The organism is Pseudomonas sp. DL (genome assembly GCF_047199225.1).
Taxonomy (GTDB): Bacteria; Pseudomonadota; Gammaproteobacteria; order Pseudomonadales; family Pseudomonadaceae; genus Pseudomonas; species Pseudomonas aeruginosa.
Genome location: NZ_CP178323.1, coordinates 518,123 through 532,293, shown reverse-complemented (window position 1 = coordinate 532,293; position 14,171 = coordinate 518,123). Strand labels below are relative to the sequence as shown.

Here is a 14,171-nt window from a genome sequence, read left to right as displayed (position 1 = left end):
TTTTTCATTTCTTCGGGTAGCCATGCACACGCTCCCAACAGTCGTCGCGCAGCTCCTCGGCGTGGCTACGGATGCTGTCCCAACCGTTCTGCCGCAGCGCCTCCCGGGCCTCTCGACGTACCGCCTGCCATCCGGGGTGGGCATAGATGTCGAAGTCGAAGCAGCCCAGCGCTTCCTCGGGCAGCTCGTTGCACAGCGCCCAGACACGCCTCAAGGCATCGCGAAAACTCCCGGCCTGGTGACCCGGACAGCCTTCGAGCCACTCGTGCAACGGCACGACCTTCTCCGACCAGGTAGAGCAGCCCGGGCAACTGCCGATGGTCTCTCTCTGCATGGCACCGTCAAGGGCCAGGAAATCGAGCGCCAGGAACGCCTCTGCGCTGAGCAGGACCCATCGATGCTCATCCTGCCCGTACCACGTCCAGATGAAACTGCCCGGCTCGTTCATGTCGGCTCCTGCGCCGAGGGAAAAGGCGCGACGATAGCGTAATCAGTCTGCGCCGAGAAAGCTCAGCACCGCGCCTTCGAACGCCTGCGGGAACTCGACGTTCGACAGGTGCACCGCCGGCAGCGTAACCAGCCTGGCCCCGGCAATCGACGCGGCGATCAGCTCGCCGTGGCTGGCGGCGGTGACCGTGTCGTACGCCCCTGCGATCACCAGGGTCGGCCGCTCGATCCGCGCCAGTTGCGCGCGCAGGTCGGTATCGCGCACCGCCGCGAAGGAGCCGGCCAGGCCGTGCCGGTTGGTGGCCATGAGCATCGCCCGGAAGCGCTCGACGACGGGCTCGGCGCGCTCCAGCAGCGCCGGCGGAAACCAGTTGCCGAGGAAACCCGCGGCGGTCTCGCTCATGTCCTCGGCCTGCAGCACCGCGGCGATGCGCTCGTCCCACTGCGCCGCCGGGCCGAGCCAGGCCGAGGTGTTGGCCAGCACCAGCCGCTCGATCCGCTGCGGCGCATGCAGCGCCAGCCACTGGCCGACGATCCCGCCCAGGGACAGGCCGAGGAAATGCGCGCGCCGTACCTCCAGCGCGTCGAGCAGCTCCAGTACGTCCTCGCCCAGCCGGGCCAGGGTGTAGGGCCCCGGCGGCACGCTGGAGGCGCCATGGCCGCGGGCGTCGTAGCGCAGGACGCGGAAGTGCCGGGTCAGTGCCGGGAGTTGCGCATCCCACATGTGCAGGGTGGTGCCGATGGAGTTGGAGAGCGCCAGCAGCGGTTTCTCTGCCGCACCATCCAGGCGATAGGCGAGGCTGGCGCCGTCGCTGGTAGCGAGAAAAGACAGGTTGCCCATGGGAGCCTCCGGGGTCAGGGTGATTGCCATGCACGCCAGGCTAGTTGCGACGGTCCCTGGGAAAAACTACAAAGAATGGAACGACTCTGTCAGGGAAGCTGACATGCACGACTTCACCCTCCACGACCTCCAATGCTTCGACGCGGTGGTCGACGCCGGCGGCTTCCAGGCCGCCGCACAGCGCCTGCACCGCTCCCATCCGGCGGTGTTCGCCGCCGTTGCCCGGCTGGAGCGCCAGCTCGGCCTGGTGCTGCTGGAACGGGGCGGCTACCGGGTCGGCCTGACCGCCGCCGGTCGCTCCTTCCACCAGCGTGCCCAGGCCCTGCTCTACGAACTGGAAGGGCTGCGTGGCCACGCCGCGCACCTGGCCCAGGGCGAGGAAAGCGAGCTGCGCGTGGTACTGGGCGACCTCTGCCCGCCGCGCCCGGCCCTGGCGCTGCTCGCAGGGTTCTTCGGCAGCCAGCCGCAGACCCGCCTGCAATTGCTGTTCGAAACCGTCAGCGGCCCGCTGGAGCGCCTGCTGGACGGCGAGGCCGACCTGATCCTGCATCGCGTGGACAAGTCCGACCCACGCCTGGAATGGCTCGACCTGTGCAGGGTCGGGCTGGTCCCGGTCATCGCGCCGGGCCTGCTCGGCGATCCTCCGCCGCGACCGGTGCGCCCGGAACAACTGCGCCCCTTCGCCCAGTGTGTGATGCGCGACAGCGCCCGCCATTCTCCGCCGACGGACTATTTCATGCTCGCCGGCGCGCGACAGTGCAGCGTGCCGGACCAGCGAACGAAGAAAGAGGTGATCCTCCAGGGCCTCGGCTGGGGGCACCTGCCGGACTTCCTGGTCGACGAGGAACTGGCCGACGGCCGCCTGCTCGCTCTGGCCGGGCCGCATCTGCCAGGACGCAGCGAAGAGGTGGTGGCGGCGCGCCGGCGCGATCGCGCGCAGGGCCCGGTAGCGGAACGCCTGTGGGCGTTCCTGCGGGACAACGCTACAGCGCTACGGGAGAGCGGCATGGATACCGGTGGCGATGACTCGGCAGGCGCCAGGCGTCCTCGGTGAGAAACTGGCGGATATCGCCAGGCGCTATTCGCCCTACCCCCACGCACTCCCCCGGCATCAACGCCGGCTTGCCGCCAGCTACTCCGCCATCTTGCGCAACGCCTCGCCATCCAGCCGGTAGCGCACCCACTCGTCCTGCGGCAGCGCGCCGATGGAGCGGTAGAAGTCGATGGCCGGCTGGTTCCAGTCCAGCACGCTCCACTCCAGGCGTCCGCAGTCGTTGGCCACGGCCTCGCGGGCCAGCTCGCGGAGCAGCCGGCGACCGGCGCCGACGCCACGGTACTCAGGGGTGACGTAGAGGTCTTCGAGGTAGATGCCGTTGCGCCCCAGCCAGGTCGAGTAGCTGTAGAAATACACCGCATAGCCGATCGGCCGGCCTTCGCTCAGGCACATCAGCGCGCGGGTCGGCGAGCCTTCGGCGAACAGGCTGCGGCGGATGCCTTCGACATCGGTGACCACCTCATGGCGGGCGCGCTCGTAGTCGGCCAGTTCGATGATGAAGGCAAGGATCTGTTCGGCGTCGGCCGGTACGGCGGGACGGATTTCGAGAGTCATGGGCAACCTTCCGGTGGGGGATCCGGCCATCCTAGTGCGCCTGCTAAGATGCATGAAGTGCATTCTTATCATCGGCAACTGAATAACATGCATCCCCTGCTGCGCCGTCTCGATCTCAACCTCCTGCTTGTCTTCGACGCCCTGTATCGCCACCGCAACGTCGGCACCGCAGCCAGCGAACTGGCGATCAGCGCCTCGGCCTTCAGCCATGCGCTGGGGCGCCTGCGCCAGGGGCTGGACGACGAACTGTTCCTGCGCCAGGGCAATCGCATGCAGCCGACCCAGCGTGCCGAGCACCTGGCCGCTGCGGTGGCCGCCGCCCTGCGCGCCCTCGGCGAGGGGCTGGAAGAGTGGCGGCCGTTCGTACCGGGACAGAGCCAGCGCACCTTCGTCTTCGCCGCCACCGACTACACCGCTTTCGCCCTGCTTCCGCCGCTGATGAACCGCCTGCAGCACAGCGCGCCCGGAGTGCGCCTGCGCCTGGTCAATGCGGAACGCAAGCTGTCGGTGGAGGCCCTGGCCAGCGGGCGGATCGATTTCGCCCTCGGCTACGACGAGGAACACGAGCGCCTGCCCGAAGGCATCCAGGCCCATGACTGGTTCGCCGACCGCTACGTGGTGGTAGCGCGGCGCGACCACCCACGCCTCGCCGGGGCGCCGACGCTGGAGGGCTACCTGGCCGAACGGCATGCGGTGGTGACGCCGTGGAACGAGGACAGCGGGGTGATCGACCGGCTGCTGGCCCGCTCCGGCCTGCGTCGCGAAGTGGCGGTGCAACTGCCGACGGTGCTGGCGGCGCTGTTCCTGGCAGGCTCCACCGATTTCCTGCTCACCGCTCCGCGACATGCCGCACGGGCCCTGGCGGAAGCCGCCGGCCTCGCCCTGTATCCCGCTCCGTTCGACATTCCGCCCTACGTGCTGCGGCTCTACAGCCACGTCCAGCATGTCGGGCGTGACGCCCATGCGTGGATGATCGGGCAGTTGAAGGGCCTGGATATTTCCCGGACGGGCTGAGCTTCGCGCCGCGCACCGTCGACGGGCGCAGCGGTAACACTGGGCACAATTATTGTGCACAATTTTCCCAATGCGACCTCCTGGCGTCCCGCTTTTTTTCCCTCTCCCTCGTCCGTCCGCATAAGCCTATGAATCGGTTCGAAATTCTTACCTGATCGAAGCGACAGCTTTTTCCCAAGCGGTTTCAGGGGCTTGCCGCCGAAAGGCCGGTTTCCGCAGAGCGCGGAAAATTCGGTCGAGGATCGGTTGGCACATAACTGGCTTAAATCTTCGAAATTCTTGTATACAAAAACAACAGACGAACCCGACCTCGCGCCGAGTTCTTCCGACTGCCGGAGGAGACCGCCATGTCCAGCACCCCGAAGCCGCCCGCCTCGCCCCGCGAGTTTTCTCCCTCGCTGCTCGACCTCGGCACCCTGGAAAGCCTCGACAGCCTGCCGCGCGCCGGTCAGCGGAGCGCGGAGTTCTCCGCCTCACTGCTCGACCTGGGCACTCCGGCCAGTCTCGACTGCCTGCCACGCGCCGGGCTGCGCGCAGCGGAGTTCTCGGCGGCGCGCCTGGACCTGGGCACTCCCGCCAGTCTCGATTGCCTGCCCCGCGCCAGCCATCACGCCGGCTCCGAACTGCCGCCGCTGAGCCCGCGCCTGTACAGCGCCGATCTCGCCCCGACCAAGGCCGAAGGGCGCCGCTGGGGACGCTACAGCCTGTTCGCGCTGTGGACCAACGACGTGCACAATATCGCCAACTACTCCTTCGCCATCGGCCTCTTCGCCCTCGGCATGAGCGGCGCGCAGATCCTCGCCGCGCTGGCCCTGGGCGCGCTGATGGTCTACGGGCTGATGAACCTGTCCGGCTACATGGGCCAGAAGACCGGGCTGCCCTACCCGGTGATGTGCCGCATCGCCTTCGGCATCCACGGCGCGCAACTCCCCGCGCTGATCCGCGCGGTGATCGCCATCGCCTGGTTCGGCATCCAGACCTATCTCGCCTCCATCGTCCTGCGCGTGCTGCTGACGGCGATCTGGCCGGGGCTCGCAGCCTACGACCAGGACGCCATCCTCGGCCTGTCGAGCCTGGGCTGGGCGACCTTCGTCGCCATCTGGTGCGTGCAACTGCTGATCTTCGCCTACGGCATGGAGATGGTGCGTCGCTACGAATCCTTCGCCGGACCGGTGATCCTGCTCACCGTCGCCGCCCTCGCCGCCTGGATGTACCTGCGCGCCGGCGCCTCCATCGCCTGGTCCAGCGGCGAACCCATGAGCGGTTCGCAGATGTGGTTGAAGATCTTCGGCGGTGCGGCGTTCTGGGTGACCCTGTACGGCACCATGATCCTGAACTTCTGCGACTTCGCCCGCGGCTGCCCGGACCGCCGCACCATCAGCGTCGGCAACTTCTGGGGGCTGCCGGTGAACATCCTGCTGTTCGGCCTGTTCGCGGTGGTCCTCGCCGGCGCCCAGTTCAGGATCGACGGCCAGCTCATCCAGAGCCCCACCGACATCGTCGCCGCGATCCCCGACACCCTCTTCCTGGTGCTGGCCAGCCTGGCGCTGCTGATCGTCACCGTGGCGGTGAACATCATGGCCAACTTCGTCGCCCCGGCCTACGTACTCACCAACCTGGCGCCGAACCTGCTGAACTTCCGCCGCGCCGGGCTGATCAGCGCGACCATCGCGGTGCTGATCCTGCCCTGGCACCTGTACAACAGCCCCGGGGTGATCCTCTACTTCCTCGGCGGCCTCGGCGCGCTGCTCGGCCCGCTGTACGGGATCATCATGGTCGACTACTACCTGGTGCGGAAAGGCCGGGTGAACCTGCCGGAGCTGTACACCGAAAGCCGCGCCGGCGCCTATCACTACGCGCGAGGGGTGAACCCGCGGGCCATCGCCGCGTTCGTCCCGGCGGCGATCATCTCCACCCTGCTGGCATTGTTGCCGGCATTCGCCGAGCTATCGCCGTTCTCCTGGTTCTTCGGCGCCGGCCTGGCCGGCCTGATCCACTACGCCCTGGCCAAGCGCCGCACGGCCTACCGCGAAGTTTCCGGCGAAGCGATCGCGGTGGACAGCGTGCAGCACTGACGGATACCTGGCCGGCCTGGGCGCGACACCCGCCTAGGCCGGCAGTAGCGCCTGCAATTCTTCCTCGATTGCATCCAGCGCCTGGAACGACCGCTCGACGCGGGCCACCGCGACCGCCCCCTCCAGCGCCGCGAGGATCAGCCAGGCACGCGAGGCGGCGAGCTTTTCCGCCAGTCCGTCGGCGCGCAACGCACGCTCGATGCTGGCGTGCCAGGCGCGGAGCGCCCGGCGGCATTCAGCGTGCACCGGGGCCAGCTCGGCGTCGATGCTCAGGCTGGTGGAAAGCACCGGGCAGGCCTCTTCGAAACGCGAATGCTCCAGCCAGCCACGCAGGGTCGCGGTGAACTGGCGGAGGACGTTGCGCGCATGGGGGGCCTGGGTCCCGGCGCGGTCGAGGAAGGACGCCACCTCGTCGGCGACGAAGCCGATCGCGGCGCTGGCGATCTGCGGCTTGCCCTCGGGGAAATAGTGATAGAGCGAGCCTTTCGGCGCCTCGGCGCGAGCGATGATGTCGCTCAGCCCGGTGCCGAAATACCCGCGGCTGGCCAGCAGCGAGGCGGTGGCATGGACGATCCGTTCGGCGGCATTGGACTTCTTCGGCAAACCTGACTCCCCAACTCACGGCAGACGACCGGGCAAGCATGCCCGAGCCTCAGGGCAGATGAAACACGCCGCTGGCGCTGGCCACCAGGCGCTCGCCGCTGTGCAGCCGGGCCGAGGCGAAGGCCATGCGCTGGCCGAGCTTGTCGACCCGGGTATGCACCTCCAGCCAGTCGCCGACCCGCGCGACCCCGCAGAAGTCCAGGCGCAGGCCGACGGTGACCATCGGCTGCGGCGGTTCGCGGGAGAACGCCATGGCGTAGCCGAGGCCAACGTCGGCCAGGGTCGAGAGCAGGCCGCCGTGGGCGGTGCCACCGTGGTTGCAATGCTTTTCGTCGATGCGCAGCGCCACCACCCACCGGCGCTGGGCGTCCTGCCGGCAGAAGAAAGGACCGAGCAGGTCGAGCAACGGACTGCTGCGGAACAGCGGCTGGAATCCTTCGGGGACGTTCATCACGGTGCGGCCTCCGTTTTATATAGACTGGTCTATATAAAATATGCCCGGACGCTGGATCCACCAGCGTCGCGAAGGTCTTATCGAGGCGCTGAATGGCGCTTCATCAGGACGGCGCCCTGGGCGCCGCCCGCACTCCCTCTCAGCGGCTCATCGGACCGCGCACCGGCCGCTCGCGGGCGTGGCTGGTCGCGCTGAGCGGCGCGCCGGCCTCGCGCAGCGCCTGGCGCTGTTCGGCGACCGGGGTCTGCGCGGTGGCCTTCTCGAAACGCGCCAGATGCTGGAAGGCCGGCAGGGCGAAAGCGTCAGCCAACAGGCGCGCCAGGCGCGGCCAGCGCTCGCCGTCGACCTGGTAGCGCGCCAACTGGGCATTGCGGAACAGGCAGGCGACGGCGACATCGGCGATGGACAGCTCGCCGCACAGCCAGCCGCTCGGCGGGATCCGCCCTTCCAGGTAATTGCAGATCGACGGCAGGTCTTCGTCGTAGGTGCGTTGCAGGATCGCCTGGTCGGGTTCGCGCTGCCAGATGCCGCGGTTGATCACCAACTGGTGGAACAACTGCCAGATGATCACCTGGCCCAGCCGCGAATCGGCGTACTCCTCCAGCCAGCGGGCCTGGGCGCGCTGGCCGATGTCGGCGGGATACAGGCTCGGCTGCGGGTAGCGCTCCTCCAGGTACTGGCAGATCACGCTGGAATCGTTGAGGACGAAGTCACCGTCCACCAGCACCGGTATCTGGCGCAACGGACTGAGGCGCTCGAAGGCCTCGTCGCCGAAGAACGGCACGATGGGGTCGATGCGGTAGGCGATGCCTTTCAGTTCCAGCAGCACCAGCACCTTGCGCACATAGGGGGACAGATAGGAACCGATGATCAGCAAAGGTTCGGCCACGGCGAGACTCCTGTTCTTGTTATGGGAACACCGATCCTCCGGCAAACCAGCGGGACGACTCAAGTGGCTTCCCGACGGACGCCAATTGCAGGGATAGTCGCACTTTGCGATCATTTGCGAATAATTCTCGTTTTTCCATTCAATCCCGTTTCGGGATGGGGAGCGGTCGTGTCGGCGGGTGACGTCAGCAACAGCGAATTCGTGGGTAGCCTGTACCGGGACCACCGCGGCTGGCTGCTTGCCTGGCTGAACCGCAACCTCGGCTGCCGCCAGCGCGCCGAAGACCTCAGCCAGGACACCTTCGTTCGCCTCCTCGGCCGCCCGGAGCTGCCCGGCCTGCGCGAACCGCGCGCGTTCCTGGCGAAGGTGGCGCGCGGTCTGATGATCGACCACTTCCGCCGCGCCGCCCTTGAACAGGCCTATCTCGCCGAACTGGCGCTGGTTCCGGAAGCGGAGCAGCCTTCGGCCGAAGAGCAGTACCTGATTCTCGAGGACCTCCGCGAGATCGATCGCCTGCTTGGCACGCTGTCGCTGAAGGCGCGTAGCGCGTTTCTCTATAGCCGCCTGGACGGCATGCCCCACGCGGAGATCGCCGAGCGTCTCGGAGTCTCGGTGCCGCGCGTGCGCCAATACCTGGCCCAGGGTCTGCGCCAGTGCTACATCGCCCTCTACGGAGAGCCCCGGTGAGCGCCGACGATCGTCATTCGCCGGTACGCGCGCGGGTGCTCGACGAAGCCATCGCCTGGCAATTGCTGCTCGACTCCGGCGAAGCCCATCCCGACGATCACCGCGCCTTCCACCGCTGGTACGCGGCGCATCCCGAACACGAACGCGCCTGGGAACAGCTCGGCGGCCTCGACCGGCACCTGGCGAGAGCCGCCAACGGGCCGGCACGCAACGCCCTGCTGTCCGGCAACGCACGCTTCAAGCGCCGCCTGCGCCGGCTCGGCGGCAGCGCCCTGGGGCTAGTGCTGGCGCTAGGCGTCGGGCTCGGCGTGGCCAACCGCTACGTCCCGGTCCGCTACCTGCTGGCCGATGCCTACAGCGCCACCGGCGAGCAGCGCGAGCTGACCCTCCCGGATGCCACTCATGTGCGCCTGAACAGCCGCAGCGCCATCGACGTCCGCTTCGACGGCGAACGCCGCCAGGTCGTGCTACTGGCCGGCGAGATCCTGGTGGAAACCGCCCATGGCGACCCGCGCCCCTTCGTGGTCAGCAGCGCCGATGGCGACATGCGCGCCCTCGGCACGCGCTTCCTGGTGCGCCGCGAGGAACCCGGCACGCGCCTCACCGTGTTGCAGTCGGCGGTGGCCGCGCGCGCGGAAACGCTCAGCGAAGAGCGTGTGATCAAGGAAGGCCAGCAGGTGCTGATCCTGCCGCAAGGCCTGCAGGCCAGCGAAGCGGCCCCGGCCCTGGCCGGCGCCTGGGCACAAGGCATGCTGGTGGTGGAGAACGCCCGGCTGGCCGACCTGGTGGCGGAACTGGGGCGCTATTCGCCGGCGCTGCTGCAGGTCGACCCGAGCATCGCCGACCTGCGCGTCACCGGCAGTTTCCCGCTGAAGGACACCCGCCTCGCCCTTCAGGCTTTGGAGCCGAGCCTGCCGGTGCGCAGCGTGAGGCACAACGCCTGGTGGTTCGAAGTGGTGCCACGCTGAACCGAACGGGCCGGCGAAAAATTTTTCCCGCCGGCCCTATCACTTTTTCCGACTCGTCCGGCAAGGAGGCATTGAGACTCGTTTCCATCCAGGAGCCCCGCACATGCCCCGCCCGACGTTCCGTCCCGGCCTGCTCGCCCTAGCCATCGCCCTCGCCGTTCCCGCACCGTTCCTCCACGCCGCCCCGGCCGAACAGGCCAGCGTGCGCGACTACCGCATCGCCGCCGGGCCGCTGGCAGGCACCCTGAACCGCATCGCGGCCCAGGCCGGCCTGGTCCTCACCCTGGATCCGGCGCTCGCCGAAGGACGCAGCGCCCACGCCGTGCAAGGTCGCTTCGACGCGCCCGGCGCATTGCGCGAAGCGCTCAAGGGCAGCGGCCTGGAACTGGTGGAAAATGCCGGCGGCACCTACAGCCTGCGCAAGGTGCCGGAAGACACCCTGTCGCTGCAGGCGATGACGGTCAGCGGCGCCGAGGAAGACCCACTGGGGCCGACCAGCGGCTACGTGGCCAAGCGCAGCATGACCGGCACCAAGACCGATACGCCGATCCTCGAGACCCCGCGTTCGATCTCGGTGGCGACCCGCCAGCAGATGACCGACCGCGCCGTGCACAACCTCGACGACGCGGTGCGCTACATGCCCGGCGTCGTCGCCAGCAGTTTCGGCAGCGACTCCCGTTCCGACTGGTTGAAGGTGCGCGGCTTCAAGCCGACCCAGTTCCTCGATGGATTGCCGATGGCGACAGGCTCATACAACAACCCGAAGCTGGAGACCTGGAATCTGGAGCGCCTCGCCCTGCTCCGCGGCCCGGCCTCCTCGGTCTACGGCCAGACCCCGCCCGGCGGCATGCTCGACATGGTCAGCCTGCGCCCGCAGGGCATCGCCAGCCATGAACTGAAGGCCGAGATCGGCAACTACAACCACAAGCAGGTCAGCTTCGACAGCACCGGCCCGATCGACGACGAGGGGCGCTTTCTCTATCGCCTCTCCGGCGTGGTGCGCGACAGCAACACTCAGGTCGACCATATCGACGACAAGCGCTACAACATCGCCCCGAGCCTGACCTGGAACATCGACGACGATACCCGGCTGACCTTCCTCAGCCAATTCAACCGCGACGATACAGCCGCCACCAGCCAATTCTTGCCGTTACGCGGGACCAAATACGATGCTCCATTCGGAAAGATTTCCCATCACAAAAACCTCGGCGATCCGGACTGGGACTTCTACGACCGCACCTACTATTGGTTGGGCTACTCCTTCGAACGGCGCATCAACGATGTCTGGCAGTTCCGCCAGAACCTGCGCTACCTGCGCAACGACCTGTCGTTCCAGACGCTTACGCCAACCAGCAGTATCGATGCGGCCAGCGCCGACGGCACCTTACAGCGCATGACGACCTCGGTGGACGAGGACATCAGTCAGTTCGTGGTAGATAACAATTTCCAGGCTGACTTCGAGACCGGTGCGCTGCGCCATACTCTCCTGCTGGGTATCGATCACAACCGCACCCGCACCGACTACACCTCGATCTACAACTTCACCGGTGTGCCGCCGACCAACGTCAACAACCCGATCTATGGTCAGCCAATTCCCAAGCCATCGCGCTCTAGTGCGTTCTATGACTACCGACAGAAGACTTATCAGACCGGGCTCTACGTCCAGGATCAGATCGCCCTCGACAACTGGCGCCTGACCCTCGGCGGCCGCGAGGACTGGGTACATGCCGGCGCCACGTTCTACAATCAGAACGATGCCACCAACACCAGCCGCGACAAGAAATTCAGCGGTAACGCAGCTCTGAGCTACATCTTCGACAACGGCCTGGCGCCCTACCTTTCCTATGCGGAGTCATTCCAGCCAAGCACCGGCGCCGACGATATAGGCTCCAACAAGATGTTCAAACCCACCGAAGGCAAACAATGGGAACTGGGCGTCAAGTATCAACCCGTAGGCTCCGATTCGCTGTTCACCGCAGCCGTCTACGACCTACGCCAGGAGAACGTGAGGGTCACCGACAACGTCAATGGGACACCCACTACCTCGCAGGCTGGCGAGGTTAAGGTCACCGGCTTGGAGCTGGAAGCCACCAGCAACGTCACAGACAATCTGAAAGTGATCGGCTCCTATAGCTACGCCGACACCGAAGTGAAAAAAGGCCAGTACGCAGGCAACCGCCTGCAACAGGCGCCGCGCAACCAGGCCTCGCTATGGGCCGACTACACCTGGCACGAGGGTGCGCTGAACGGTTTCAGCTTGGGTGCCGGCGCCCGCTACGTAGGCTCGACCTACGGCGACCAGGCCAACACCTACGACGGCTACGCCGGCTCGTACACCCTGTACGACGCCGCCGTGCGCTACGACCTGGGCCAATTGAACGGCAGCCTGAAAGGCGTCAGCGTGGCGGTCAATGCCAACAATCTGTTCAACAAGGACTACCTGGCGTCCTGCGACGGCTACTACTGCTACTACGGCGACCAGCGCAGCGTGGTGGGCAGCGTCAGCTACAAGTGGTAAGCGACGCGTCACAGGTGCGCAACGGCGGATAACCGCTTCGCGGTTATCCGCCCTACCGCAGAACGTACCTTCCGGGCACCGGATGCCCTCCTCCCGCCTGTGGGAGAGGGCCGGGATATCGGTAGCCGGCGCATCGGGGAGGACCTGCATTCCGGGCGCCGGAGATCGTCGTTCACTCCGCGATCCGACCCCACAGCGCGCTGGCGTCGTCGTGGATCTTGAAACGCGGGAAAGCCAGGGCCTGGTCGTCGCCCTGTTCGATCTCGCGCAACTCGTCGAGCATGGCGCTCACTCCGACGTCCTCGAGGCGCCGCAGCAACTGTTCGTCGGTATAGCGGCGGAAAGGCTCGACCAGCCGGTCGAAGCCGTCGGTCATCAGCACGAAGGAACGCAACGCGGCGAGCGGCAAGGTCTCGCGCTGCACCTGGCCGAGCCAGCGGTCGCTGATGTCCAGCGCCCAGTAGCCCTCGGGCTTGTTCATCAGCAGGCGGTTCTGCCGCACGCGCGGGCGGCTGGCCTTGAACAGTTCGGCGTGATCCCACTGCGGATGTTCCTCGCGCATCCGGCAGAAATGCGCCAGGGATTGCCGATCCAGTTCGTGTAGGGCCGAATCGCCGAAGCTGCGTACCTGGCCGTCGGCGCCTTCGACGAGAATCCGGCTGTCGCCGATGTTGAGCAGTTCGATTTCTCCGCCGCGAATCCGCAGCAGGCTCAGGCAGGCCGCCGGCATGTCTTCGAGGTCGTGCCAGTCGCGGCCGCTCTGGGCGCGGAAGTCGCCCTGGATATCGTTGAGCAGGCGCCGCAGCAGGGTCTCGCTGGATTGCTCGGGCTCGACTTCCAGCAGCAACCGCAGGTGCCGGTCCACCGCCTGGGCCAGCCAGCGCGCGTCGCTTTCCACGCCCAGCACGCTGCGACCGATGCTGGTGGCACCGTCGATCACCCAGGCGGCCTGCGCCGTGCAGCCCAGCGCATCGTCGTTCACCGCGCCCCCCGCGCGGCATTCCGCCCCGAGTATTTCCACTGTGGCCATTCGCAGTTCCTCCTATGCTCAATGCGCTGCCAGAATAGCAAGACAGAGCCTTTCCACGTTCCGCTCGTCGTTCCGGGAGAACCGTATGCGTCACCTGCCCTACCCGCTGCTGGGCCTGTTCCTGGCCCTGTCGTCGACCGGCGCCGCCCTGGCCGGCGAACAGTACTACCCGCTGGACAAGGGCTCCGCGCCCTACGCGGTCGCGCCCAGTGCACAGGGTGCGGTCTGGTACGGCGCGGACGGCGGGCATTCGCTGGGGCGCCTCGACCCGACCAGTGGCGAGAGCGTGCAGGTGCCGCTCGGCGAAGGCGCGCGGCCGCGAGCCATCGTCAGCGACGAGAGCGGCAACGCCTGGGTGCTCGACAGCGGCCTCAACGCCATCCTTCGCATCGGCGGCGAGCGCCTGGGCAGCGAACGTTTCCCGCTACCGGCCAAGGCCGCGCCGGCCGGGCTCGAGTCCGCGGTATTCGACGACGACGGGCGCCTCTGGTTCACCGGCAGCCGCGGCTTCCACGGTCGCCTCGACCCAGCCAGGCGCCTGGTGGAGGTCTGGCCCTCGCCCCAGGGCAAGGCGGCGAACGGCATCTGCGTCACCCCGGACGGCGAGGTCTGGTACGCGCAGGACGACGCGCTGGTGCATGTCGATCCGCTCGACGGCAGCGCCGAGCGGTTGCCCGCGCCTGAAGGCACGAAGGCCTTGCGCGGGATCGGCGCCGACTCCATCGGCAGGCTCTGGGCCAGCGACAGCGGTGGCGCCCGGCTGTACCGCTACGATCCCAGCGATGCCTCGTGGCAGAGCTGGCCGCTGCCGGACAGCCAGGCCCGCCCGGACAGCCTGCGGGTCGACGCCATGGACCGTGTCTGGCTGCACGACGCCGCCAGCGGGGCGCTCTTGCGTTTCGACAGTGGGCAGGCGACATTCCGCGTCCTGCCCAGCGACCGGCCGGCGCCCGGCAACGCCCTGCTCGGCGGTCGCCCCGGAGAAACCTGGAGCGCCGAGCCTGCCGCCGATCGTCTGCGCGTCGTCCGCGACTGA

The 14,171-nt window shown here is 67.5% G+C and carries 14 protein-coding genes; 7 read left to right on the top strand and 7 right to left on the bottom strand.

Annotation, left to right across the window (positions count from 1 at the left end):
- Nucleotides 1-4: 4 nt before the first annotated feature.
- Together ACI766_RS02415 and pcaD are read right to left on the bottom strand one after the other, a co-directional pair.
- Nucleotides 5-448: a hypothetical protein gene (locus tag ACI766_RS02415; protein ID WP_003105223.1), complete on the bottom strand. Its 444-nt coding sequence runs from the start codon at nt 446-448 to the stop codon at nt 5-7.
- Between the two features lie 42 nt (nt 449-490).
- On the bottom strand, nt 491-1,288 hold the full coding sequence (gene pcaD, locus ACI766_RS02410; protein ID WP_003105224.1) for a 3-oxoadipate enol-lactonase: 798 nt from the start codon (nt 1,286-1,288) through the stop codon (nt 491-493).
- 103 nt (nt 1,289-1,391) lie between these two features.
- Between pcaD and ACI766_RS02405 the strand changes: the two genes are divergently transcribed.
- Nucleotides 1,392-2,342, top strand: coding sequence for a LysR family transcriptional regulator (locus ACI766_RS02405; protein ID WP_003160882.1), 951 nt, complete (start codon nt 1,392-1,394; stop codon nt 2,340-2,342).
- A gap of 78 nt (nt 2,343-2,420) precedes the next feature.
- Here the strand turns inward: ACI766_RS02405 and ACI766_RS02400 are convergent, their stop codons facing one another.
- Entirely contained in the window at nt 2,421-2,897 is a 477-nt protein-coding gene (locus ACI766_RS02400) for a GNAT family N-acetyltransferase (protein WP_003084777.1), read from the bottom strand.
- Between the two features lie 87 nt (nt 2,898-2,984).
- Between ACI766_RS02400 and ACI766_RS02395 the strand changes: the two genes are divergently transcribed.
- Both ACI766_RS02395 and ACI766_RS02390 read left to right on the top strand, forming a co-directional pair.
- Nucleotides 2,985-3,911, top strand: a complete 927-nt coding sequence (locus ACI766_RS02395; RefSeq protein WP_003105226.1) for a LysR substrate-binding domain-containing protein — start codon at nt 2,985-2,987, stop codon at nt 3,909-3,911.
- Between the two features lie 347 nt (nt 3,912-4,258).
- Nucleotides 4,259-5,986, top strand: a complete 1,728-nt coding sequence (locus tag ACI766_RS02390; RefSeq protein WP_015502241.1) for an NCS1 family nucleobase:cation symporter-1 — start codon at nt 4,259-4,261, stop codon at nt 5,984-5,986.
- 33 nt (nt 5,987-6,019) lie between these two features.
- Here ACI766_RS02390 and ACI766_RS02385 read toward each other — a convergent pair whose 3' ends face one another.
- The 3 genes from ACI766_RS02385 to ACI766_RS02375 all read right to left on the bottom strand — a co-directional run bounded on the left by ACI766_RS02385 (nt 6,020) and on the right by ACI766_RS02375 (nt 7,932).
- Nucleotides 6,020-6,589: a TetR/AcrR family transcriptional regulator gene (locus tag ACI766_RS02385; protein ID WP_003084771.1), complete on the bottom strand. Its 570-nt coding sequence runs from the start codon at nt 6,587-6,589 to the stop codon at nt 6,020-6,022.
- A gap of 49 nt (nt 6,590-6,638) precedes the next feature.
- Nucleotides 6,639-7,043 carry a PaaI family thioesterase gene (locus tag ACI766_RS02380; RefSeq protein WP_079278406.1) on the bottom strand — a complete coding sequence of 135 codons (405 nt, stop codon included), beginning with the start codon at nt 7,041-7,043 and terminating at the stop codon, nt 6,639-6,641.
- 139 nt (nt 7,044-7,182) lie between these two features.
- Nucleotides 7,183-7,932, bottom strand: a complete 750-nt coding sequence (locus ACI766_RS02375; protein ID WP_003121781.1) for a glutathione S-transferase family protein — start codon at nt 7,930-7,932, stop codon at nt 7,183-7,185.
- Between the two features lie 168 nt (nt 7,933-8,100).
- On the opposite strand from ACI766_RS02375, the gene ACI766_RS02370 reads away from it, so the two are divergent.
- The 3 genes from ACI766_RS02370 to ACI766_RS02360 all read left to right on the top strand — a co-directional run bounded on the left by ACI766_RS02370 (nt 8,101) and on the right by ACI766_RS02360 (nt 12,105).
- A complete protein-coding gene (locus ACI766_RS02370) occupies nt 8,101-8,619 on the top strand; it encodes an RNA polymerase sigma factor (RefSeq protein WP_003084762.1) in 519 nt (172 codons plus the stop codon).
- Nucleotides 8,616-9,587 (top strand): FecR domain-containing protein, encoded by a 972-nt coding sequence (locus ACI766_RS02365; RefSeq protein ID WP_003113263.1) that lies wholly within the window; start codon nt 8,616-8,618, stop codon nt 9,585-9,587. The genes ACI766_RS02370 and ACI766_RS02365 overlap by 4 nt, the downstream gene beginning before the upstream one ends.
- Nucleotides 9,588-9,690: 103 nt before the next feature.
- Nucleotides 9,691-12,105, top strand: coding sequence for a TonB-dependent siderophore receptor (locus ACI766_RS02360; protein ID WP_412828489.1), 2,415 nt, complete (start codon nt 9,691-9,693; stop codon nt 12,103-12,105).
- 172 nt (nt 12,106-12,277) lie between these two features.
- Here ACI766_RS02360 and ACI766_RS02355 read toward each other — a convergent pair whose 3' ends face one another.
- Nucleotides 12,278-13,135, bottom strand: coding sequence for a PP2C family serine/threonine-protein phosphatase (locus ACI766_RS02355; RefSeq protein WP_003121779.1), 858 nt, complete (start codon nt 13,133-13,135; stop codon nt 12,278-12,280).
- An 85-nt stretch (nt 13,136-13,220) separates the two neighbouring features.
- On the opposite strand from ACI766_RS02355, the gene ACI766_RS02350 reads away from it, so the two are divergent.
- Nucleotides 13,221-14,171 (top strand): lyase, encoded by a 951-nt coding sequence (locus tag ACI766_RS02350; protein ID WP_034010517.1) that lies wholly within the window; start codon nt 13,221-13,223, stop codon nt 14,169-14,171.

Excerpts from the sequence above, each read along its gene's own strand:
- ACI766_RS02415 (WP_003105223.1), bottom strand. The coding sequence starts at position 448 with ATGAACGAGCCGGGCAGTTTCATCTGGACGTGGTACGGGCAGGATGAG.
- pcaD (WP_003105224.1), bottom strand. The coding sequence starts at position 1,288 with ATGGGCAACCTGTCTTTTCTCGCTACCAGCGACGGCGCCAGCCTCGCC.
- ACI766_RS02405 (WP_003160882.1), top strand. The coding sequence starts at position 1,392 with ATGCACGACTTCACCCTCCACGACCTCCAATGCTTCGACGCGGTGGTC.
- ACI766_RS02400 (WP_003084777.1), bottom strand. The coding sequence starts at position 2,897 with ATGACTCTCGAAATCCGTCCCGCCGTACCGGCCGACGCCGAACAGATC.
- ACI766_RS02395 (WP_003105226.1), top strand. The coding sequence starts at position 2,985 with ATGCATCCCCTGCTGCGCCGTCTCGATCTCAACCTCCTGCTTGTCTTC.
- ACI766_RS02390 (WP_015502241.1), top strand. The coding sequence starts at position 4,259 with ATGTCCAGCACCCCGAAGCCGCCCGCCTCGCCCCGCGAGTTTTCTCCC.
- ACI766_RS02360 (WP_412828489.1), top strand. The coding sequence starts at position 9,691 with ATGCCCCGCCCGACGTTCCGTCCCGGCCTGCTCGCCCTAGCCATCGCC.
- ACI766_RS02355 (WP_003121779.1), bottom strand. The coding sequence starts at position 13,135 with ATGGCCACAGTGGAAATACTCGGGGCGGAATGCCGCGCGGGGGGCGCG.
- ACI766_RS02350 (WP_034010517.1), top strand. The coding sequence starts at position 13,221 with ATGCGTCACCTGCCCTACCCGCTGCTGGGCCTGTTCCTGGCCCTGTCG.